This window comes from Vibrio sp. R12-SW3-ISO1, from assembly GCF_059834005.1.
On the sequence record NZ_JCBDGK010000052.1, the window covers coordinates 136,164 to 157,901 of the forward strand.

The following is a 21,738-nucleotide window of genomic DNA, read 5'->3' on the forward strand; positions in this document are numbered from 1 at the left end:
AGTTGCAGCTCTGCCCAAACCCACCGCTCAACGCTTTGATCACCTTACCAAAAAGGACGTGCTCTTGTTCATTTCTCAGGTTTTGTCGCACACTCGTGGCGATTTTATTCGTCGCCTTATTGCTATTGCGCTGCCCATCACCTTGCAAAGCATTATGTTCTCTAGCCGAGGCTTGGTGGATGTGATCATGCTGGGTCAGTTAGGTGAAGCGGAGATCGCCGCGGTGGGTGTGGCCGCGCGTGCGACATTCGTGACCACCATTATGCTGGTTGGGGTGACCACCGGAGGCGCACTGCTTACGGCGCAGTATTGGGGCGCCGGTGATCAGCAAGGGGTGAGGCAGAGTACGGCGTTAACTTGGCTTGTTTCGATGGTATTTGCGGCGTTGACCGCCGCGTTTTTCCTCCTCTTTCCGAGTGAGATTATGGCGCTGACAACAGATTCCGCAGAGGTCAATCAACTGGGCAGCGACTACTTGGTGTTAACCTCGGTGAGTATGTTTGCTGTGGCCTGCGTGGCCAGTATGTCTGTGGGTTTGCGCGCCATGCATCGCCCCGGCATTAGTACTTTCTTTAGTGGCATCGGCATTGTTGCGAACATCTTTCTTAACTGGGTGCTTATCTTTGGTCAATTTGGTATGCCAGCCATGGGCATCAAAGGGGCGGCAATTGCCACCGTGCTTAGTGGTGCGATTGAAGTGGGCACCTTGTATGGTTATCTCTATCTGCGTCGACACTTACTGGCGTTTGGTGTTGATGACATCAAAGCTATCCTAAAGCTAGATAAGGTCGTGCGCTTCTTAAAACTCTCTCTGCCGACGACCTTTAATTTTCTTGCTTGGGCTGGGGGACTTTTTGTCTATCACGCGATTATGGGACAATCTGGCGTGCAGGGTTTGGCGGCGCTCTCGGTGATGACGCCAGTTGAGTCGATCTCTCTCAGTTTGTTGATTGGTATGTCCAATGCAGCGGCCGTGTTGGTCGGAAATCAAATTGGCGCTAAAGCGTATCAAGAAGTCTATTATCAAGCGATTGGCGTCACGATATTGAATGTAGCGGTCAGCGTGATCGTGGCTATCTTACTCTATATGGTTCAAGGGGCGGTGCTTGGTGCCTTCAGTGCTCTCACCGATGAGACCCGCGCGTTGGCCGATCAGTTCATTGTGATTTTGAGTGTAGGGATTGTGCTTCGCTCTGTCCCCATGATGCTGATCGTAGGTGTATTGCGTGCGGGGGGCGATGTGAAGTTCTGCCTCTATCAAGATCTTGTCGCGCAGTGGCTGATTGGGATTCCTTTGGCCGCGTTTGCTGCTATCGGTCTTGGGATGGAACCTCAGTGGATTTATCTGCTGTTTCTAACCGAAGAAGCGATCAAGTGGTTTGGATCCATATACCGTACCAAAAGTAAAAAATGGATTCGAAATTTGATCGAAAATTAGACATCGTGCAGCGAAGTGGTGGGGTTTGATGCATATGTTGTGATCTCCCATCCAAAACACTTTCTACTCATCACAATTTAGTGTAGATTCACAGTCCCATTTCTATCAAAGGTGAGACGGTTAATGCTACAACTTACAGACCTGTGTAAAGGCTATGTCGACGGCGGTGAGTTTCACCCTGTCTTACAAGGTGCTGAGTTGTTGTTAAACCAGGGGCAGCAAATTGCATTAATGGGCGAGAGTGGGGCTGGCAAGAGTACCCTGCTCAATCTGATTGCTGGGCTGGATGTCGTTGATTCTGGCACCATTCGCTTCCCTAACATGTCGATGGACAGCGCCACCGAAAGCGAGCGCACCCTCTACCGTCGCAATAACATTGGTCTTATCTTTCAGCAGTATAACTTGCTGCCCACTCTTAATATTGCCGATAACATCCGCTTCTGCCGCCAATTGAAAGGCTTACCAGAAGACGCCGGATTGTGGCGACAAATATTATCTGCGTTGGATCTCATGCCGCTGCTTGGCCGTTACCCTGAAGAGGTATCGGGCGGTCAGCAGCAGCGAGCCGCAATTGCTCGCGCGCTCTATATGGAGCCTAAATTGCTGCTTGCCGATGAGCCAACAGGAAGCTTGGATGAGCGCAATGCTGAAGCCGTGATGCGACTTTTGACCTCATTGAGTCGCCAATTAGATTGCACCCTACTGTTGGTGACGCACAGTGAGCGCGTAGCTGAACACATGCAAGGAAAGGTACGTCTGCAAGGAGGGCAACTCCATGTTATGGCCCGTCATTAAGGCATTACTGGGGCATTACCGACGTTATCCTTTTCAAATTCTGCTTGTTTGGCTTGGCCTGACACTGGGCGTCTCGTTATTGGTTGGCGTAACCGCGATCAATGAGCATGCGAGACAAAGCTACGCGCATGGCGAAAAACTCTTTTCTAATCCTTTGCCTTATCGCATCCGCCCCAAACACGCGACCAACAAGATTCCGCAAGGTTTTTACATTCAACTGCGCCGAGAAGGCTTTCATCAATGTGCGCCGTTTGATTTCGTTCGCGTCAGAACCAACGATTACCGCGATCTGGTCGTCGTGGGCATGGATCCTATGTTCATGCTCAAAGGTACGCCCGCGACACGCTTAAAAAGCGCTTCAATTCTTGATCTGATGAAGCCGCCATACCCGATTATGGTCAGTGCTGAGTTGGCCGAGCACATGCGTTGGCACAATAACGATTTTGTCGAACTTGGCGATGGCAGTAAGCTAGGGCCGATCATCGTTGATAAGCAAAATTTGATCCACGGGACTCGTATCGTCGCGGACATGTCGTTGGTACGAATGATTGAACGCAGTTCTGGTCTGTCGGTCATTGCGTGTGGTGAGATGCCGCTCGAGAAAGTCGAGCGGTTGAAAGAGCTATTGCCCAACGGCATGAACTTGGCGCGCAACTCTCGAGTTGAACTCGAAGCGCTCACGGAGGCGTTCCACGTCAATCTCAGTGCGATGGGGATGATGGCGTTCTTAGTGGGTCTTTTTATTTTTTATCAAGCGATGTCGCTCTCTTTAATTCAACGCCAGCCATTAGTGGGTGTACTTCGTCAAACCGGTGTCAGTGGCGTTCAATTGGCGGCGTCGCTGTGCATTGAATTAGTGGCGCTAGTCTTGGTGAGTTGGCTTTGTGGTAACGCCTTTGGCATGGTGCTCGCGAAGCAGTTGATGCCAGCGGTATCGGCAAGCCTTGGTGACCTCTACGATGCGAATGTTGGCTTGGTGATTGGTTGGAGTTGGTCTTCCAGTCTTTACAGCCTCTCTCTGACCTTACTCGGTGCCATTATCGCCTGTGGTTGGCCTTTGGTGAGATTGCTGCGCTCTCAGCCGGTCCGTTTAACCACTCGTCTCTCTTTAGTGCGCTTCGCCGGCCGTGAATTCTCTATTCAAGCGCTGATTGCTGTTGGATTAGCGGTGGCGGGGATCGCCATTTACCAAGCGCCACAAACTCAACAGACAGGCTTTGCCATTATTACTTGCTTGCTGCTTGGTGCCGCGCTCATCACGCCGTTTATTATCTGGAAAGTGTTCAATATCCTTTCCTATAAACTGCGCTGGGTGAAAGCGCGTTGGTTCTTTGCTGATGCGGCATCTAGTATGAGTTACCGCGGTGTGGCAACCATGGCCTTTATGCTGGCGATGGCTGCCAACATTGGGGTGGAAACCATGGTGGGTAGCTTTAGAGATACCACGGATAAGTGGCTATCCCAACGTTTGGCCGCCGATCTCTACATTTACCCGAGTAACAGTGCGTCGGTTCGCATGAGCAATTGGTTGACCAAGCAACCCGAAGTGAAGTCGGTCTGGTGGCGATGGGAAAAAGAGGTCACGGAGAAAGAAGGCGTGCTGCAAGTGGTCAGCACCGGTGGTTCCGAAGGGGAGCTAGAAGCGCTGACCGTTAAACTCGGTATCCCGAACTATTGGTACTATCTGCACAACACCAAAGGGGTGATGGTCAGTGAGTCAATGGCGTTAAAGCTCGGCATTCGTCCCGGTGATACCTTGGATTTGAAAGGTCGACTTGGCAGTGGTTGGCAAGTGGTCGGCATCTACTACGATTACGGCAACCCTTACAATCAGGTGCTTTTATCACACAGAAATTGGTTGTACGCCTACGCAGGACGCGGCAATGTGGCGCTCGGCGCTGTGCTCAATGATGGCATCGATTCCAGTGCCTTGAAACGCCGTTTGGAGACGGTGTTTAGGATTGACGCTGAGCGTGTGTTTGACAACAGTCATATTCATAAGCAAGCGCTGCACATTTTTGACCGCACCTTCTCTATCGCAGACACCTTGGGCAACATTACCTTGATTATTGCTGTGTTTGGTATCTTTTTCGCCACTGTCGCGGGCGAGATCTCGCGCCAAAAACACGTCTCTTTGCTGCGTTGTCTTGGCATGAAAGGGTGGGAGCTGATCGTGATGGGTGGTTTACAACTGTTTGTCTTTGGTACCATCGCGATGCTGATTGCATTGCCGCTCGGTTGGGTACTGGCGGAGTTGGTGGTGGACATTATCATCAAACAGTCGTTTGGTTGGACGCTTGAGCTGCAATTGATTCCGCAAGCTTATCTCATCACTGGTTTGTTGGCGATGGGCGCGTTGATGGTAGCCGGGGCTCTGCCGGTATTGCGGATGGTACGAAACACGCCGATGAAATCGTTAAGGGATGCATTGTAATGACACAAGGTCGAGTGTTGAGTCGTTCAGCCATTATGGCAGTGGGTTTGGTGGTCGCAGGGCTCATTGCGCTGTTGATCATCTTTCGCGAGACGCCATCTGAAGAAACAAATGACTTTGATAGCATGAATGACATGCTGCGCGCGCAAAAAAGGCAGGTCTTTGAGCCTGTGCTGCCCAACTACCCCGTGATTTTACCCAACGACTTTTCCTTCAATAATGAGTACCAGCACGGTTGGTGGCAGTTTTTTGCTAATGTGCAAGATGAGGCCGGCACTGAATACGGGATTCAGTGGAGCTTTATTCGGATTGCCAGTCATGATCAACCTTTGCGTGGTTGGTTAAGCCCCGAGGTCTACGTGTCTCATCTTGTGGTATCGAGTCAATATGGCGTTTGGAAAGAGCAGCGGGTGGCTCGAGGTGGGATTGGCCAAGCAGAAATGACGTCACAGCCTTTTCGCATGTGGATCGATAATTGGAACTGGCGATCGCTTGGCAGAACGCCGTTTCCTGGCATGCTCACTGCGCAAACCGATGAGTTTAGTGTCCAGTTGAGTGCGTCGACCAATGGACCTTTTGTCCTGCCGGGTGAGCGTGGCTATGTGGCCAAACACGATCTGCTGCCGATTGCGTCCTACAATATTTTCGCGCCTTTCCTTAATGTACAGGGCTCAATCACGTTGCCGGGCGATCGTCAGATTAAGGTCGATGGCAAAGCGTGGATGAGTAAAGAGTGGGGAAGTGGCTTACTCGCTGAAGGGCAACAGGGCTGGGATTGGTTTGTCGTCCATCTGGATGATGAAACTACGTTATCTGTGAGTCAATATCGTCAAAACAAGCAACTTCCCTATTGGTTTGGCACCTTATCCAGTAACGATGGGAAAGTGATTAATCTCGCAGACTCTGATCTTGTCGTTACGCCCTATGCGCCAAGTCTCGTCGCGCGTGGCAAGCGAGTGCCGATGAGTTGGACGATAGAAGTGCCCGCGCATAATATTCATCTCACCGTATCTGCGACTAATCAGAATCTTTGGCTGCCCTTTTTTGTGCCTTATTGGGAAGGACCAATAAAAACTACGGGTAGTCATAAGGCACAAGGCTTCATGCAGCTGATAGGGTATTAACTTTACTCATTGTTTCTAATTGATTATCGTTGTTAAGAGCAGGTTACCTCAGGGTAATCTGCTTTTTTTTTGCATGTTCTATACTAATGATTCAGTTTGGTGATAGAAGTGAGGTTAAACCTATTCGTTGGTGCTATTTATGCTGGGTATTGCATTGATTTTATGGTTTGTCGCCTCAATTTATGATACACAATCAGAGAGTTAGGTTGATTGTGTCCGACAGGTGACATGTTTAGCGACGACATCAATGCGGCATGATAGCCCTAGTGTCTCTAAGCATTCATTGGGTGTTCTCGTTAGTTTTTTATAAATAGCGTTATCAGATAGGTCTTAAATGATGAACAAATGGGTCCGCGACTTCTTCCGATTGGAGTCAGCCAGTGGGATTTTACTTATCGTCGCCGCTGTCGTGGCGATGACTATCGCAAACTCACCTTTAAATGAGCATTATCAGCACTTTTTACACATCTATATCTTCGGGATGTCGCTATCGCATTGGATTAACGATGGTTTGATGGCGATTTTCTTCCTTGTGATTGGCCTTGAAGTCAAGCGTGAACTGGTGGAGGGGGCGCTCAAGTCAAAGGAAACCGCCACATTACCAGCGGTTGCTGCCGTGGGGGGAATGGTGGTTCCTGCTTTGATTTATGCTGGTATGAACTGGGGTAACGACAACGCAATGGCAGGGTGGGCGATTCCAGCCGCAACGGATATCGCGTTTGCACTTGGTATTATGGCGCTCTTGGGTAAACGCGTCCCGATCGCTCTTAAGGTGTTTCTATTGGCACTGGCGATCATCGATGACCTAGGCGCGGTACTGATTATCGCCTTCTTCTATACGTCAGACTTGTCGACGCTTGCGTTGACCATGGGCTTTGTCTCTACGGGCGTGTTGTTTTGGCTTAACGCGAAGCGTGTAACACGCCTGACTCCCTACCTGATTGTCGGGGCGATTTTGTGGTTCGCGGTGCTGAAATCTGGCGTTCATGCGACACTGGCTGGCGTGGTGATTGGTTTTGCTATTCCGCTAAAAAGTGAGAAGGAGCTCTACTCACCACTCAAATACCTTGAGCACTGGCTACACCCTTATGTCTCCTATGGCGTGTTGCCTCTGTTTGCATTGGCGAACGCGGGGATCTCGTTGCAGGGCATTTCAATGGACGGCCTAATGTCAACGGTGCCACTCGGCGTCGCGATGGGGCTGTTACTCGGTAAACCGATTGGCATCATGTTGTTCTGCTGGGCCTCACTGGCGCTGAAAATTACTGTGTTGCCAGAAGGCATCACTAAGCGACATCTGTTTGCCGTCTCTATTTTGTGTGGTATTGGTTTTACGATGTCGATCTTCATCTCTTCGTTAGCCTTTGGTTTTGATTTTGCCACGCTCGACACTTACGCACGTTTAGGTATCTTGATGGGGTCAACACTGGCAGCGGTATTGGGCTACATTGCTCTGCGTGTTTCTCTGCCGAAAGAGCCTGTGGCCGTGTCCGCCTCATCCTAGTGATATAAACATTTAATTTAAGCCCGCCAGGTCACCCCGGCGGGCTTTTTTGTTAAGGGCCTGCGGAATCGTTAAAAGGGAAAGTACGCGAAGAGGCAAGGGTAAGTAACACGACAAAAAAGTGTTTCATCGTGTTTCGTAAATGTGACCTATGCGAGAGGTTGAACTATCATCAATGCTTATGTTTGATGGTATTTCCTACTAATTTCCACTTTAAGTTCGCTTTTTTCGAATATTTAGCTCTAGAGAAGCGAATGTTATTGTTAACAGGATTTGAATAAACTTTCGCACATTCAACGTAAGGTGAGCTAGATCAACTATTGTTTCACTAACGTGTGAGTTTCACTCATGTTCTAGTTTCGCTAACGCTTTATAGCTTGGAGGCTTTTTCGATGCTGTATGCAGTCCTGTCCGGTTTTTTCCTGGCAGCGTTTGTTCCTTGGCTGTTTCGCCAATTTGGTGAGAAGACCAGTAAACTGTTGGCGCTATTGCCAGCGGGGTTGTTTGTCTATTTCTCAACCTATTGGACTCAGATAACAGAGCAAGGACCACTTCTGATTCGTTATGACTGGGTCCCTTCGTTGGGTATCAGTCTCGATTTCTGGTTAGATGGCCTGAGTTTACTCTTTGCGCTGCTGATCTCTGGGATCGGTTTTTTTGTCGTTATCTATGCGGGCAGTTATCTGGCCAACAAACCGGATCAACGCAAACTGCTGACCTATTTGATGGCGTTCATGGGCGCGATGTTGGGCGTGGTGTTATCCAACAACCTGATGGCGATGTTTGTCTTTTGGGAGCTGACCAGTATTACCTCTTACATGCTGATCGGTTACTACCACGAAAAAGAGTCGTCGCGTAAATCTGCGCTGCAAGGTCTGTTTGTCACCGTCGGCGGCGGCTTGGCGCTATTGGCTGGTATTATTCTGCTTGGCAGCCTTGCAGGCACCTATCAGATCGATGAGATCCTTTCGCAAGGTACGCAGCTGCAAACGCACGCGCTGTTTAGCGTGATGATGTTGGCGATTTTGGGCGGCACCTTTACTAAATCGGCCCAGTTCCCATTCCACTTTTGGCTACCTAATGCGATGGCAGCGCCAACGCCCGTTAGTTCTTACCTGCACTCTGCGACCATGGTCAAAGCCGGTGTCTACTTGATGGCACGTTTGCAACCGACGATGGCGGGGCATGAGCTCTGGACCTGGCTACTGACGTTTGTTGGCGCCACCACTATGCTCCTGGGCGCGGCCATGGCGGTGACCAGCACGGATCTGAAGCGTATTTTGGCCTATTCAACCGTGATGGCACTGGGAACCTTGACCATGCTGATTGGTATCGGCACGGAAGCGGCGCTGGTGGCGGCGGTGGTGTTCTTACTTGGCCACGCCCTCTACAAAGGTGCACTCTTCATGGCAGCGGGTACCATAGATCACGAAACGGGCACCAAAGATGTGCGTGAGTTAGGCGGGCTACGTAAAGCGATGCCGTACACCGCGGCGTTCATGTCACTTGCCGCACTGGCTTTAGCAGGCGTTCCACCTCTGTTTGGGTTCATCGGTAAAGAGATGATGCTCGAAGGCGTGTTGTCCAGCCCTTGGGCAGCGTTGCTTGCGCTTATGGCGCTGTTGACCTCCATCTTTATTGTCGCTTGTGCAGGGCTATTAGTGATCAAACCCTTCTGGGGTGAGAATAAAGCCACGCCAAAAGAGGCGCACGAAGCGCCGCTTGGAATGCGTCTTGGCTTTACGGTACTTTCGGTGCTAGGTCTGGTTCTTGGCTTGATTCCTTCATTGGCTTCGCCGCTTGTTGTATCTGCATCGACGGCGATTCTCGGTAATCCTGCGAGTAAGGTGGATCTCGCGCTGTGGCACGGTCTCAATCTTCCGCTGATGCTGAGTATTACGGCTATGGTGGTCGGTTACCTCCTGTTTAAGCAGTGGGATAAACTCGGCAAACGTGCAATTAAAGCCAAACCATTACTCAACTACGGGCCGGAAACGGGTTACTTTGTCTTTATGGACAACATGGTGAAATTCGCCAAATGGAGTACCGCCAAACTGCAAAATGGTTATATGTCGAACTACATTTTGACCATTTTCCTCACGACGATCGGTTTGGTGGCGTACGCCATGGTTACCCGCGTTGGTTTCCACTGGGATTTGGATTTCTCTGACGTGACGCTCAAAGAGATCGGCCTATCGATTCTGATCATTGCGGTGATTACGTTTGCTTGTTTGACCAAAGTACGTTTGAGCTCGGTGGCGGCCCTTGGCGCACTCGGTTTTGCCATGGCGCTGATTTACGTCTTCTTCAGCGCGCCTGATTTGGCCATCACTCAGGTGCTGATTGAAACTCTGACGGTAATCATGTTGGTGTTGGTTTTGTTCAAACTGCCTAAGTTCCAAACGCTCTCAAGCGCGGATGTACGTTGGCGTGACACCATCGTCGCCCTGTTGTTTGGTGCAATGATGGCAACGCTATTGATGACAGTGGTGCATTTCTCGATGCCTGGCGGCATCAGCGGCTACTTAATCGAAAACAGTGTGCCGATCGCGAAAGGGCGCAATATCGTTAACGTGATTTTGGTCGACTACCGTGCACTGGATACGCTAGGTGAGATTTTCGTCTTGTCGTTGGCGGCGATTGGTGTGACTGCGATGCTGCGTTCGAAGAGGGACTAATGATGAACAAGACAAGTACTTCTATGATTTTGCAGGTCATCGCACGCTTTCTGCTGCCGATGTTGCTGCTGTTTTCTGTGTTTTTATTGGTGCGTGGACATGATGAGCCGGGCGGCGGTTTTATCGCGGGACTGGTGGCGTCAGCGGCCTTTGCATTGCACTTGTTCGCGTTTGATGCCAAAGAGACGCGCAAGTTGATTGGTATCGACAGCACCTACCTGATGGGTGGAGGATTGATTATCTCAACGCTCAGCGGTTTTGTCGGTGTGATTAAATCTGGCAGCACGTTTTTGACCGCGCAATGGTGGTACGTCAATGTGCCGGGATTGGGTGAGCTTAAACTGAGTACGCCGCTGATGTTTGATGTGGGCGTCTACTTTGTCGTTGTCGGCATGGTCACGACACTGCTTTTCTCACTGGCACAGTTGGAGGATTAAATGACCACATTATTTGCTTTGGTGATCGGTGCGCTCTACGCCGCTGCTCTGTACATGATGTTGCGCCGCAGTGTGGTGAAGTTGGTCATTGGCCTCATCATTCTGTCGAATGCGACCAACTTGCTGATCTTTACTGGTGGCGGTCTGGTTCGCGGAGCGCCACCACTGATCGCTGAGGGTATGACGGCTCCGGTGGGCGCGATTGCTGACCCTCTGCCCCAAGCCCTTATTCTGACTGCTATCGTCATCAGCTTTGGCGTATTAGCCTTTGCCGTGGTGCTGATTAAGCGCGCTTACAGCGTGATCGGTCAAGATGACATGAACGAAATGAAGAGTACAGATTCACAATTATGATGCTTCTATTGCCCGTACTGATCCCTATGTTTGCCGCGGCGTTGTCGATGACGCTGTGGAAACATCAAACGCTGCAACGCTGGATCAGTGTGTTCTCTAATTTTGCGTTGCTGATTGCCGCGGTCACCTTGTTCTACACCGTTTATAACGATGGGATCCAAGTGGTCACCTTGGGAGACTGGCAGCCACCTTATGGTATTTCAATGGTGGCGGATCTGTTGGCGGTGATTATGGTCACCGTGTCAGCAGTCGTGGCGTTTTGTATCTCCATTTATGCCTTGGCCACCATGAGTGAGGAGCACGAAAAGTTCGGCTTCTACCCGCTACTGCATCTGATGTTAGCCGGTGTCATTGGCTCTTTCCTAACCGGTGATATTTTCAACCTCTACGTTTGGTTTGAAATCATGCTGGTGGCATCGTTTGGCTTGCTGATTTTAGGCGGCGAACGCAGTCAAATGGAGGGCGCGCTTAAATATGTGACGCTTAACTTGCTCTCTTCTGCATTGTTCCTCAGTGCGATTGGTTTGCTTTACGCCTATGCAGGTACCTTAAATATGGCGGATCTGGGGCAAAAATTGGCGACCACAGACAGCCCACAAGTGGTGACAGTAATTTCACTACTTTTCTTGGTGGCGTTTGGCATTAAAGCGGCGGCATTTCCGATGTTTTTCTGGCTGCCAGCCTCCTACCATACACCACCGGTCGCCATTTCTGCGGTGTTTGCAGGCCTGTTGACTAAAGTGGGCGTCTACGCACTGTATCGCGTGTTTAGCCTAATCTTTGTCGGTGATATCGCCTTTACTCACGGTACTTTGTTGATGTGGATGGGTATTTTCACCATGGTGACGGGCGTGCTGGGTGCGGCGGCGCAGTTTGAAGTGCGTCGTATCTTGTCTTTCCATATCGTGAGCCAGATTGGCTACATGATTTTAGGTTTGGCGCTCTTTACACCATTGGCGATTTTGGGTGGGGTATTTTATCTCTTCCACCACATCGTGGTGAAAACCAACCTGTTCCTTATCGGTGGTGTGATGCACCGTATGCACGGCAGTTACGATCTGGGTCGGTTAGGTGGTTTGTATAAATCCGCGCCGTTCCTCGCGATTTTGTTTGCTATCCCAGCCATGTCTCTGGCGGGTATTCCACCGTTGTCAGGCTTCTTCGCTAAGTTTGTCGTGATCAAGGCGGGTATTGATGCTCAAGCATGGATAGGGGTGATTGCTTCGCTCGCCGTGGGGCTATTGACGCTCTATTCGATGGTAAAGATTTGGGCGGAAGCGTTCTGGAAGAAGCTGCCAGAGGATGCGGAAGTGTTGCCAGCGATGTCTGATTCTGAGCGATTCTTCCTTTACCTACCGATCATCTTGATGGCAATCATTACTGTTACGATTGGTATTAACGCTGAATGGTTTGTTAATCTCGCGAGCATGACCGCGGATCAGCTACTGGATCCTGCGCAATACATCGATGCTGTGTTAGGAGGTCAATAAGATGAAAGCCTTTGGTTGGAATATGTTATTGGCGTTGGCGTGGGTGATCTTATCGGGTACCTACACCATCTCAAATCTCTTTGGCGGCATGTTGCTGAGCTATGTGGTGCTGGCTTACGTGCTGCGCGATCAGCCTGCGTTCAAACGTTACTTCGGTAAGTTTCCTAAGTTTGTTAAGTTCGCGCTGTTCTTTATCTGGGATTTGATTAAATCGAACGCTCGCGTGGCATACGATGTACTGACGCCGACGCATTTGATGAAGCCTGCGGTGATTGCCGTCCCACTCGACATTAAAAGCGATGCCGGCATCACGCTATTTTCGAACTTAATTACCGTTACACCAGGTTCATTAGCACTGGATGTGTCCACCGACAAAAAAGTGCTGTTTGTCCACCTGATGTATTTTGAAGATGAACAACAGCATGTGGCGGAGCTGAAAAAGCTTGAAGCCATGGTGCTGGAAATTATGGAGTAAGGCGACGATGGATACTGTATATACCCTCTGTTTTGCCATGCTAATTCTTGCGCTGCTGATCTCTTCGGTCCGTTTGCTGAAAGGACCGTCTCTACCCGACCGAGTGGTTGCGCTTGAGCTAATGGCCTCACTTACCGTCGGTTTGGTCGTGCTGTATGGACTGACATACAAAGAGCCAGCATTCATTGATGTGGCTATTGTGCTGGCGTTGACGTCGTTTTTAGCGGCTGTCGGGTTCTCGAGCTTTTTGGAGAAAAGAGGAATTCAAGATGATGACTGAGTTTTTTGTTGCGCTATTTGCACTGCTGGGCTCTTTCTTGATGCTCCTTGCCAGCATTGGCTTAAATCGTATGCCTGACTTGCTGACCCGTATGCATGCGACCACTAAAGCAGGTGCGTTAGGGGTGGGGCTACTGGTAATCGCCTTTGCGATTGTTTTTTGGAGCGACGCCGCCATCGTAGTTCGCGCAGCAGCGGTTGTCGTGTTCATCATGGTGACGGCGCCGATTGCGGCGCATGTCGTGGCTCGTACCAGTTACTTCGTCGGTGTCCCTGTTTGGGAAGGCACGGTAAAAGATGCCATCAAAGAGCAGTACGACATGGATACGCACCAACTGTCTAGTCAAAACTGTACCGAGGCGACACCCAGCGCTGCAGAGATGCCCGCTGCGGTCGAAACGCCGGGAGTTAAAGACGAATCATCGTCATCGTGATTTTTCGACGTCGAGTTGTAAAGAAAACCGCCCCCATTGCTCGCAGTGGGGGCGGTTGTATTATTAGAGAGCCTTATCGATTTAATCCTTAAAGAGTCACTTATCGCAGTGTTACTTAGGAATAGTGGTAAATATCGTCCACTCTTGGACCACTTCTCGGCTCATGCCGATCACGGTGGCGGACACTTTGCGATCTAAGGCTTCAGTAGTCGCGTCACCCGCGCTCTCTTCGGCTACGCTGTCGCCAAAACCAACGATGGCAATCCGCTCAGGCTCTACACCGTAATAGAGCAACTCTTGCTCAACGGCATTTGCTCGTAGCTTTGACAGCTCTAAATTGCGTTCCGCGCTGCCAGTTTTACTGGCGTAGCCTTGCAGTTGTATTGACGTCTCTGGATATTGGGCGAGAAACTCAGCCATCGCTTCAATTTGGGTTGAATATTGCCAATCGACTTCGGCCGAATTGTTTGCAAATAAGATAAATAGCTGTGACTCTTCGCGTTTCGCGAGGGCTTGGCCGCAGCCATCGTTGTCAATAAGGGCTCCCAACGGTGTACCGGGGCAGAAGTCACGTGCGTTCACTACGCCATCACTGTCGTCATCGGTGAGATCAAACGGTTGTTCTGCTGTGGGAGTGTCAATATAGTCATACTGATCGTCTTCGGCTTGTGCGGTAAAGGCAAGCGCTACACTGAGCAGAGAAAACGGGAATAGCATCAATTTGTTCATCTTAATACTCCATCTTCTCTTGCCACTCTTTTGGCGTATCCACTAATAGTGCGTCGAGCAAGTTGCCGGTTGCATTCATCACTCGATACTTGGCGTACTGCTCAGCGTAGTGGGCGTCGAGGTAATCTTTACGCGCCTCAAACAGTTCGTTTTCGGTGTTGAGTAAGTCAAGTAGGGTACGTTGGCCGATACGATACTGTTTCTCGTAGGCAATCACTGTTTCTGAGGCGGAATCGACATGGTCGGAGAGAAACTGCTTTTGTTGCAAGGTCAAATCAAGCGCACTCCAGGAAAGGCGCAAACCTTCCTCTACTTGACGAAACGCGTTGTCGCGTAAATCTTTGGCCTTGTTAAGTTGATAAGCCGCTCGTTCTGAGAGATCGCTGTCGCTGCCACCGTTATAGAGGTTGTAGCGCATGCGAAGCATAGCGAGAGTTTCGTCACTCCGCCCTACATCGCCGCCAGCGTCATCTCGCCAAGTTTGACTCGCCTCTATAGAGAAGGTGGGGTAGAAGTTGCCTTTAGACTGCTTGTATTGGAAACGTGCAGCATCGACATCCGCGTGTGAGGTTTGAATCACAGGGTGAGAGGCGATAGCCTGATCAAGTGCTTCTTCCAGCGTAAGAGGGATACGTGATTCGTCGGCACGCGGGTAAATGAGCCCAAGCGGTACTTGACCTACGATGCGCTGAAATTGCGTGTGGGTATCAAAGAGGTTATTTTGCGCCGCCAACAAATTACCATGTGCTTTGGCGATACGGGCTTCAACCTGGGTAACGTCGGCGGTCGAACCGACGCCAGAATCGGCGCGGCGTTTGATGTCTTTATAGATGTCTTTATGAACCTTGAGGTTACTCTCTGAAAGCTGCAATACCTCATAGGCTTTGACGGCATCTAAGTAAATCTCGGTGACTTGAAGTGCAAGGTCTGAAGCCTGTGACAAAAGTTGTAGCCTCAAAGACTCAGCATCCGCCGCGGTACGGTCGATATCGTTTAATGTTGCGTTACCGTCCCATAGTAACTGCGTTAAGCTTACGGTCGCTTCCTTTCGGGTGAGGTCAGTACTTCCTCCACCCACGCTTTCAGCCTCGTTAATTCCTTCATAACCGATACCCGCATCTAAATCGATACTCGGCAAGTATGCACCGACTGCCGCATCGCTAGATTTCACGGCACTGCGAAACTCGTTGTAGCTCGATTTTAGATCCGGATTGGTGGCAATGGTATAAGCCACCGCTTGTTCTAACGTTTGTGACTGTGCGGCGAGGCTCAACATCAGTGTGCTCGCGGCGACGCATGATAACTTCCAGTTCAAGGTGATCTCCCTATACATCTCGTTACAGATAAGACGCTGTCACATAAGGTGTTTGTATTTCGTTATAGTTGTTACTAGCTTAGCCTTTCTAATGACAAAGTGAGAGGGGCAAATTCAAAAAATGACCGAATGTAGTACTCATTTACAGGTGCTGTCTCATTTTTGAGATGTTAGATGTAGTTTTTACTGATTGAGTTTGGGGTGGGACGCAATTTTACAGCGAGTTTTTTGTCGTTCATTTTCCTATGATTTGCGTATACGCCAATACACGCAATGACTCTTATACCTCCCTGTTTTTTGATTCAGCCTATTAACATGAAATCATGTTGATTGATGTGGTCTATTAACGCTTTTGTTTTGATAGATTAATTAATAATTTGATTCGATAGTGCGAAAATGAGTTGCCAATTTCCGGCAAATTATGATACTTTCGCGCGCAATCTCGGAGGGCAGTCGTAGTGACGCTCTGGGGGACACGCGTGAGGTCATTCGGGCTGAGTGAACACCACGTAGGGTAGGTATCGATAAGTCCTTTTATCGATAGACGGGATACTGTTGTCGTATAGCGACATATGAATGGGAAACCCAACATTGAATCCACTAAACAAACACACATTGATCAGCTTAGTTCTTCCTGAGTGCCCTGTTTTACAAGACAGTTGCATCACTGAACCTTGATTTTCTACTAAACGTCGAATCCATCCCATGTGATGGTCTGTTTATGCTTGGTTGCGATTTGCTATCGACACCGGGCCGTTTGCTGTTCCTTTTCCTCTCCCATTTTATCTCGGAAAAGGCCGAAAATTGTTTCAATGGAACTTATCATGAGCACAGCTTTTGAAGTCGATACCAACGCTATCGCAACCCCTTTTTCAACTCAGATTCCCGTTGTGGATGGTCTGTATGATCTCACGCCTGATCAAGTTTTGCTTGATCAGCAGCAGCACGAATCTGAAGTTCGCTCTTACCCTCGACGTCTACCGATCGCGATTAAACAAGCGTACGGTGCTCTAGTTGAAGATACACGTGGTCAGTTATTCCTCGACTGTCTGGCCGGTGCGGGTACATTGGCTTTGGGTTACAACCACCCAGAGATCAACCAAGCACTGAAAGATCAACTCGACAGTGGATTGCCGTATCAAACGTTGGACATCGCCACCCAAGCTAAGACTCACTTTATCAAGACGGTGAAGGAATTCTTGCCTGAGCAATTAGGCGACAATTGTGTGATTCAATTTTGTGGCCCTTCAGGTGCGGATGCTGTAGAAGCCGCTATCAAATTGGCGAAGCAGACCACCGGTCGCAACACCATGTTTGCTTTCCGTGGTGCGTACCACGGTATGACAAACGGCACTATGGGCATGATGGGTAACCTAGGCACTAAAGCGCGTCGTACTGGTCTGATGTCTGATGTGCACTTCATGCCATTCCCATACAGCCTACGCTGCCCATTTGGGTTGGGTGGTGATGAAGGCGCCAAAGCCAGCATTCGTTACATTGAGCGTCTACTTAACGACGATGAAGCGGGTATCATGAAGCCGGCAGCGATTATTGTTGAGCCGGTTCAAGGTGAAGGCGGTGTGATCCCTGCACCTGCATTCTGGCTTCAAGCACTTCGCCGTATCTGTGATGAGCACGGCATACTACTGATTTTTGATGAAATCCAATGCGGTGTAGCGAAAACAGGTTACAACTTTGCGTTTGAAGAAGCGGGTATTGTGCCAGACGTGCTCTGTCTATCGAAAGCGATTGGTGGCGGTATGCCGATGTCGCTGTTGGTCATCAACAAGCAGCACGATACATGGAAACCGGGCGAGCACACGGGCACCTTTCGTGGCAACCAGTTGGCAATGGTCTCTGGTGCCAAAGCACTTGAAATCATTCAGCGTGACAACTTAGTGGAGCACGCTAACATCGCCGGTCAATACTTGCGCCTTGGTTTAGAAAATATCCAAAAGCGTGTCAACTGTGTCGCAGAAGTTCGTGGTAAAGGCTTGATGCTAGGCGTTGAAATCAAGAAAACCAACGGCGAGAAAAACAAGTTTGGCGAGCCAGCCTCTGATGGTGCGATGACGTTGCGCATTCAACGCGCGGCACTAGAACGTGGTTTGATGGTTGAAAAGGGCGGCCGTGACGGTTCGGTTATCCGTTTCCTACCACCGCTGATTATTTCGTTTGAACAAATTGATTTTGCGCTACGCACACTTGAAGCGGCGATGATTGCTGCTGGCGCGGATTACGTTGAAGCACCTGCGGACAACCAAAAGTGGAACAAGCATTTTATTCACACCGGTGAGCAGGGTGCGGATGAGTTCGCGGCGGTGATGTCTCACACTACGCGTGTGATGAAAGCGATGTTTGAGCAAGTGGAAAAACCATACTCAGGTATGGACCCTAAATTGCTTGAAGCGCAAATCAATGCGGTCAACCTTGATGCCTCTGAAACCAGCTTGAAAGAGGTGATTGCCAGCACGACCGACTTGGTGGCGAAAAATGCCATTTTCACTCAGCACCCAAGCTGTATTGCTCACTTGCACACACCCCCTTTGATGCCATCTGTGGCGGCAGAGGCGATGATTGGTGCGCTCAACCAGTCAATGGATTCATGGGACCAAGCGTCTTCTGCAACTTACGTTGAGCAAAAAGTGATTAACTGGCTGTGCGACAAATACGACATGAGCCAAGACGCCGACGGCATCATGACCAGCGGCGGCACGCAAAGCAACCAAATGGGTCTTATGCTGGCGCGTGATTGGATCGCCAACAAACTTTCAGGTCACTCTATCCAAAAATTGGGTTTGCCTGATTACGCCGACAAATTGCGAATCGTCTGTTCGGCTAATGCGCACTTCACCGTGCAAAAATCTGCCTCTTGGATGGGCTTAGGTGAGAAAGCAGTGTTACCCGTTCCAGCAAATATCGACGGCACCATGAAAACAGAGCTGCTTGAGCAAGTGGTTGCGGATGCAAAAGCGCAAGGCTTGATTCCATTTGCGATTGTCGGTACGGCAGGGACCACCGATCATGGCGCGATCGATGATCTTGAGCGTATCGCCGAGGTTGCCGAGCAGCACGAACTCTGGATGCATGTCGATGGTGCATACGGCGGCGCACTGATTCTCAGTGGCTCAAAAGGTCGCCTCAAAGGTGTTGAGCGCGCAAGCTCCATCAGCGTGGACTTCCACAAGCTGTTTTTCCAAACCATTAGCTGCGGCGCTTTGCTAGTGAACGACAAAGCAAACTTTGCGTTCTTGCTTCACCACGCGGACTATTTGAACCGTGAGCACGATGAGTTGCCAAACTTGGTCGACAAGTCTATCGCGACCACCAAGCGTTTCGATGCACTGAAAGTCTTCATGACAATGCAAAGTGTCGGACCAAAGGCGCTCGGTGAGATGTACGATCACCTGTTAAAGCAAACTCAGCAAGTGGCGGATATGGTTGAGGTGGCACCTGGTTTTGAACTGTTAGCCAGACCTGCACTATCGACGGTGCTGTTCCGCAGCACGCTGGGTGACGAAGCGAACTTGGATAAACTCAACCAGAAAGTGCGTATTGAAGCGCTGGTACGCGGTATTGCGGTATTGGGCGAAACCGTCATTGCGGGCAAATCAGCTCTCAAGTTTACGATTTTGAACCCAACGCTTTCATTGAAAGATTTTGAGAAACTATTAAACGACATCAACCAGCTTGCGGTTGAACTAGTAAAATAAGGTAACAAAGACCATGGCAATTCTACAGATTGGTGCCGGCGGTGTTGGCTGGGTAGTCGCGCACAAAGCGGCTCAGAACAACGACGTCCTCGGTGATATCACTATCGCATCACGTACTTTAGGTAAGTGCGAGAAGATCATCGAATCGATTCAGAAGAAAAATAATCTGAAAGATTCAACTAAGAAACTAGAAGCGCGCGCAGTGAATGCGGACGACGTGGAGGCACTGGTAGCCTTAATCAAAGAGGTTCAGCCTGATCTTGTGATCAACGCGGGTCCTCCTTGGGTCAACATGGCGATCATGGAAGCATGTTACCAAGCAAAAGTGTCATACCTAGATACTTCAGTAGCGGTTGATTTGTGCTCAGAAGGTCAGCAAGTGCCTGAAGCGTACGATTGGCAGTGGGGCTACCGTGAGAAGTTTGAAGAAGCAGGCATCACAGGCATTCTTGGTGCTGGTTTCGATCCAGGCGTGGTATCGGTATTTGCCGCATATGCGGTCAAACACTTGTTCGATGAAATCGACACGATTGACGTGATGGATGTCAACGCGGGTGATCACGGTAAAAAGTTTGCGACTAACTTTGATCCAGAAACCAACATGCTTGAAATCCAAGGCGATTCTTTCTACTGGGAAGACGGTGAGTGGAAGCAAGTACCTTGTCACTCTCGTATGCTTGAGTTTGATTTCCCTAATTGTGGGGCTCACAAGGTGTACTCTATGGCGCACGATGAAGTGCGCTCAATGAAAGAGTTCATCCCTGCAAAACGCATCGAATTCTGGATGGGCTTTGGTGATCGTTACCTTAACTACTTCAACGTGATGCGTGATATTGGCCTACTGAGCCCAGATCCGCTGACGTTACATGACGGCACTGTAGTTCAGCCACTGCACGTATTGAAAGCGTTACTTCCTGACCCGACCTCATTGGCGCCAGGCTACACAGGTTTAACCTGTATCGGTACTTGGGTGCAAGGTAAGAAAGATGGCGCAGAGCGTAGCGTGTTCATCTACAACAACGCGGACCACGAAGTCGCCTATCAAGATGTGGAGCATCAAGCGATCTCTTACACGACAGGTGTGCCAGCTATTACGGCTGCGCTTCAGTTCTTCCGTGGTAAATGGGCGGATAAAGGCGTGTTCAACATGGAACAGCTCGACCCAGATCCGTTCCTAGAGACCATGCCTGAGATTGGTCTAGATTGGCATGTTCAGGAACTCGAGCCTGGCCAACCCGTGATTCATAAACTCAAATAATCGAGTATCGGGTGTGAGTCCACACCCAGCGATGCTCATCAAAGCAGCCATTGGTCGTGTTCAATGGCTGTTTTTGTCATTTAGGGTTCTGTGGCGGTACAGCACAGTAGAACTCTTAAGCAGGAACTCGTGATGCACAACGAATTGAAAACTCCGTACTTTATGATCAACGAAGACAAGTTGATTGAAAACCTAGAGAAAGCCAAGCAGCTCAAAGAGATTTCGGGTGTTAAGCTGGTGTTGGCGCTGAAATGTTTTTCAACCTGGGGTGTGTTTGACATCATCAAGCCCTATCTTGATGGCACCACCAGCTCTGGCCCATTTGAAGTGAAACTCGGCTACGAAACGTTTGGCGGCGAGACGCACGCCTACAGCGTGGGTTACAGTGAAGAGGATGTGCGTGAAGTCGCGGACATCTGCGATAAGATGATTTTCAACTCGCAATCACAACTTGCTGCGTACCGTCATATCGTTGAGGGCAAGGCGTCGATTGGTTTGCGTCTCAACCCAGGTGTCAGCTACGCAGGTCAAGATCTGGCTAACCCAGCGCGTCAGTTCTCTCGTTTGGGCGTGCAAGCGGACCACATCAACGCAGAGGTGTTTGATGGCATCGATGGCGTGATGTTCCACATGAACTGTGAAAACAAGGACGTCGATGCGTTTATTGGTTTGCTCGATTCTATCTCTCATCAGTTTGGTGACTATCTAGATAAACTCGACTGGGTGAGCATGGGCGGTGGCGTCTTCTTCACTTGGCCAGGTTATGATATTGAAAAGCTGGGTCTGGCACTCAAAGCCTTTGCCGACAAGCATGGCGTGCAAATGTATCTTGAGCCGGGAGAAGCCATCATCACTAAGACCACCGATTTAGTGGTCACCGTCGTGGATATCGTTGAGAACGGCAAAAAAACAGCGATTGTTGATTCGGCGACCGAAGCGCACCGCTTAGATACGCTTATTTACAACGAGCCTGCCTCGATTCTAGAAGCGTCTGATGATGGTGAGCATGAATATGTGATCGGATCATGTTCGTGTCTTGCTGGGGATCAATTCTGTGTTGCACACTTCGACCAGCCGCTTGAGATTGGTCAGCGCCTTCATATTCTTGACAGCGCGGGCTACACCATGGTGAAACTGAACTGGTTCAACGGCCTGCGCATGCCATCTGTGTACTGCGAGCGCTCGTCTGGTGAGGTACAGAAGCTGAACGAGTTTGATTACTCGGATTTCAAACGCTCTCTCTCGCAGTGGAGTGTCCGTTAAACATCAATATAATGTGAT

The 21,738-nt window shown here is 49.8% G+C and carries 17 protein-coding genes; 15 read left to right on the forward strand and 2 right to left on the reverse strand.

Annotation, left to right across the window (positions count from 1 at the left end):
• Positions 1-64: 64 nt before the first annotated feature.
• The 12 genes from AC6R0R_RS17440 to mnhG all read left to right on the forward strand — a co-directional run bounded on the left by AC6R0R_RS17440 (position 65) and on the right by mnhG (position 13,442).
• Positions 65-1,438 carry an MATE family efflux transporter gene (locus tag AC6R0R_RS17440; protein ID WP_500627644.1) on the forward strand — a complete coding sequence of 458 codons (1,374 nt, stop codon included), beginning with the start codon at positions 65-67 and terminating at the stop codon, positions 1,436-1,438.
• A gap of 123 nt (positions 1,439-1,561) precedes the next feature.
• The gene (locus AC6R0R_RS17445) at positions 1,562-2,233 is read left to right on the forward strand and encodes an ABC transporter ATP-binding protein (RefSeq protein WP_334552321.1); all 672 of its coding nucleotides are present in this window, start codon (positions 1,562-1,564) and stop codon (positions 2,231-2,233) included.
• Positions 2,214-4,667, forward strand: a complete 2,454-nt coding sequence (locus AC6R0R_RS17450; RefSeq protein WP_500627645.1) for an ABC transporter permease — start codon at positions 2,214-2,216, stop codon at positions 4,665-4,667. The genes AC6R0R_RS17445 and AC6R0R_RS17450 overlap by 20 nt, the downstream gene beginning before the upstream one ends.
• Entirely contained in the window at positions 4,667-5,791 is a 1,125-nt protein-coding gene (locus AC6R0R_RS17455; RefSeq protein WP_500627646.1) for a lipocalin-like domain-containing protein, read from the forward strand. The genes AC6R0R_RS17450 and AC6R0R_RS17455 overlap by 1 nt, the downstream gene beginning before the upstream one ends.
• A gap of 337 nt (positions 5,792-6,128) precedes the next feature.
• A complete protein-coding gene (gene nhaA, locus AC6R0R_RS17460) occupies positions 6,129-7,295 on the forward strand; it encodes a Na+/H+ antiporter NhaA (RefSeq protein WP_500627741.1) in 1,167 nt (388 codons plus the stop codon).
• A gap of 392 nt (positions 7,296-7,687) precedes the next feature.
• Positions 7,688-9,973 carry a putative monovalent cation/H+ antiporter subunit A gene (locus AC6R0R_RS17465; protein ID WP_500627647.1) on the forward strand — a complete coding sequence of 762 codons (2,286 nt, stop codon included), beginning with the start codon at positions 7,688-7,690 and terminating at the stop codon, positions 9,971-9,973.
• The gene (locus AC6R0R_RS17470) at positions 9,973-10,410 is read left to right on the forward strand and encodes a Na+/H+ antiporter subunit B (RefSeq protein ID WP_500627648.1); all 438 of its coding nucleotides are present in this window, start codon (positions 9,973-9,975) and stop codon (positions 10,408-10,410) included. The genes AC6R0R_RS17465 and AC6R0R_RS17470 overlap by 1 nt, the downstream gene beginning before the upstream one ends.
• Positions 10,411-10,764 (forward strand): Na+/H+ antiporter subunit C, encoded by a 354-nt coding sequence (locus AC6R0R_RS17475; protein WP_334552316.1) that lies wholly within the window; start codon positions 10,411-10,413, stop codon positions 10,762-10,764.
• On the forward strand, positions 10,761-12,254 hold the full coding sequence (locus AC6R0R_RS17480) for a Na+/H+ antiporter subunit D (RefSeq protein ID WP_334552315.1): 1,494 nt from the start codon (positions 10,761-10,763) through the stop codon (positions 12,252-12,254). Before AC6R0R_RS17475 ends, AC6R0R_RS17480 begins: the two co-directional genes overlap by 4 nt.
• A 1-nt stretch (position 12,255) precedes the next feature.
• Positions 12,256-12,729 carry a Na+/H+ antiporter subunit E gene (locus tag AC6R0R_RS17485; protein ID WP_334552314.1) on the forward strand — a complete coding sequence of 158 codons (474 nt, stop codon included), beginning with the start codon at positions 12,256-12,258 and terminating at the stop codon, positions 12,727-12,729.
• 7 nt (positions 12,730-12,736) lie between these two features.
• A complete protein-coding gene (locus tag AC6R0R_RS17490) occupies positions 12,737-13,009 on the forward strand; it encodes an MrpF/PhaF family protein (RefSeq protein WP_500627649.1) in 273 nt (90 codons plus the stop codon).
• A complete protein-coding gene (mnhG, locus tag AC6R0R_RS17495; RefSeq protein WP_500627650.1) occupies positions 12,999-13,442 on the forward strand; it encodes a monovalent cation/H(+) antiporter subunit G in 444 nt (147 codons plus the stop codon). The genes AC6R0R_RS17490 and mnhG overlap by 11 nt, the downstream gene beginning before the upstream one ends.
• Positions 13,443-13,553: 111 nt before the next feature.
• Here mnhG and AC6R0R_RS17500 read toward each other — a convergent pair whose 3' ends face one another.
• Positions 13,554-14,171, reverse strand: a complete 618-nt coding sequence (locus tag AC6R0R_RS17500; RefSeq protein ID WP_500627651.1) for an OmpA family protein — start codon at positions 14,169-14,171, stop codon at positions 13,554-13,556.
• Position 14,172: 1 nt separating this feature from the next.
• A complete protein-coding gene (locus AC6R0R_RS17505) occupies positions 14,173-15,447 on the reverse strand; it encodes a TolC family outer membrane protein (protein WP_500627742.1) in 1,275 nt (424 codons plus the stop codon).
• A gap of 863 nt (positions 15,448-16,310) precedes the next feature.
• Here AC6R0R_RS17505 and AC6R0R_RS17510 point away from each other — a divergent pair.
• The 3 genes from AC6R0R_RS17510 (at position 16,311) to nspC (ending at position 21,720) form a co-directional block, all read left to right on the forward strand.
• Positions 16,311-19,199, forward strand: a complete 2,889-nt coding sequence (locus AC6R0R_RS17510; RefSeq protein ID WP_500627652.1) for a pyridoxal phosphate-dependent class III aminotransferase — start codon at positions 16,311-16,313, stop codon at positions 19,197-19,199.
• A gap of 13 nt (positions 19,200-19,212) precedes the next feature.
• Positions 19,213-20,457 carry a carboxynorspermidine synthase gene (locus AC6R0R_RS17515; protein WP_500627653.1) on the forward strand — a complete coding sequence of 415 codons (1,245 nt, stop codon included), beginning with the start codon at positions 19,213-19,215 and terminating at the stop codon, positions 20,455-20,457.
• A 129-nt stretch (positions 20,458-20,586) separates the two neighbouring features.
• Entirely contained in the window at positions 20,587-21,720 is a 1,134-nt protein-coding gene (nspC, locus tag AC6R0R_RS17520; protein WP_500627654.1) for a carboxynorspermidine decarboxylase, read from the forward strand.
• The last annotated feature ends 18 nt before the right edge of the window (positions 21,721-21,738 follow it).

What these genes read in the sequence shown, in the direction of transcription:
- AC6R0R_RS17445 (WP_334552321.1), top strand. Translation starts at nt 1,562, where the DNA reads ATGCTACAACTTACAGACCTGTGTAAAGGCTATGTCGACGGCGGTGAG.
- AC6R0R_RS17450 (WP_500627645.1), top strand. Translation starts at nt 2,214, where the DNA reads ATGTTATGGCCCGTCATTAAGGCATTACTGGGGCATTACCGACGTTAT.
- AC6R0R_RS17455 (WP_500627646.1), top strand. Translation starts at nt 4,667, where the DNA reads ATGACACAAGGTCGAGTGTTGAGTCGTTCAGCCATTATGGCAGTGGGT.
- nhaA (WP_500627741.1), top strand. Translation starts at nt 6,129, where the DNA reads ATGAACAAATGGGTCCGCGACTTCTTCCGATTGGAGTCAGCCAGTGGG.
- AC6R0R_RS17465 (WP_500627647.1), top strand. Translation starts at nt 7,688, where the DNA reads ATGCTGTATGCAGTCCTGTCCGGTTTTTTCCTGGCAGCGTTTGTTCCT.
- AC6R0R_RS17470 (WP_500627648.1), top strand. Translation starts at nt 9,973, where the DNA reads ATGATGAACAAGACAAGTACTTCTATGATTTTGCAGGTCATCGCACGC.
- AC6R0R_RS17475 (WP_334552316.1), top strand. Translation starts at nt 10,411, where the DNA reads ATGACCACATTATTTGCTTTGGTGATCGGTGCGCTCTACGCCGCTGCT.
- AC6R0R_RS17480 (WP_334552315.1), top strand. Translation starts at nt 10,761, where the DNA reads ATGATGCTTCTATTGCCCGTACTGATCCCTATGTTTGCCGCGGCGTTG.
- AC6R0R_RS17485 (WP_334552314.1), top strand. Translation starts at nt 12,256, where the DNA reads ATGAAAGCCTTTGGTTGGAATATGTTATTGGCGTTGGCGTGGGTGATC.
- AC6R0R_RS17490 (WP_500627649.1), top strand. Translation starts at nt 12,737, where the DNA reads ATGGATACTGTATATACCCTCTGTTTTGCCATGCTAATTCTTGCGCTG.
- mnhG (WP_500627650.1), top strand. Translation starts at nt 12,999, where the DNA reads ATGATGACTGAGTTTTTTGTTGCGCTATTTGCACTGCTGGGCTCTTTC.
- AC6R0R_RS17500 (WP_500627651.1), bottom strand. Translation starts at nt 14,171, where the DNA reads ATGAACAAATTGATGCTATTCCCGTTTTCTCTGCTCAGTGTAGCGCTT.
- AC6R0R_RS17505 (WP_500627742.1), bottom strand. Translation starts at nt 15,447, where the DNA reads ATGTTGAGCCTCGCCGCACAGTCACAAACGTTAGAACAAGCGGTGGCT.
- AC6R0R_RS17510 (WP_500627652.1), top strand. Translation starts at nt 16,311, where the DNA reads ATGAGCACAGCTTTTGAAGTCGATACCAACGCTATCGCAACCCCTTTT.
- AC6R0R_RS17515 (WP_500627653.1), top strand. Translation starts at nt 19,213, where the DNA reads ATGGCAATTCTACAGATTGGTGCCGGCGGTGTTGGCTGGGTAGTCGCG.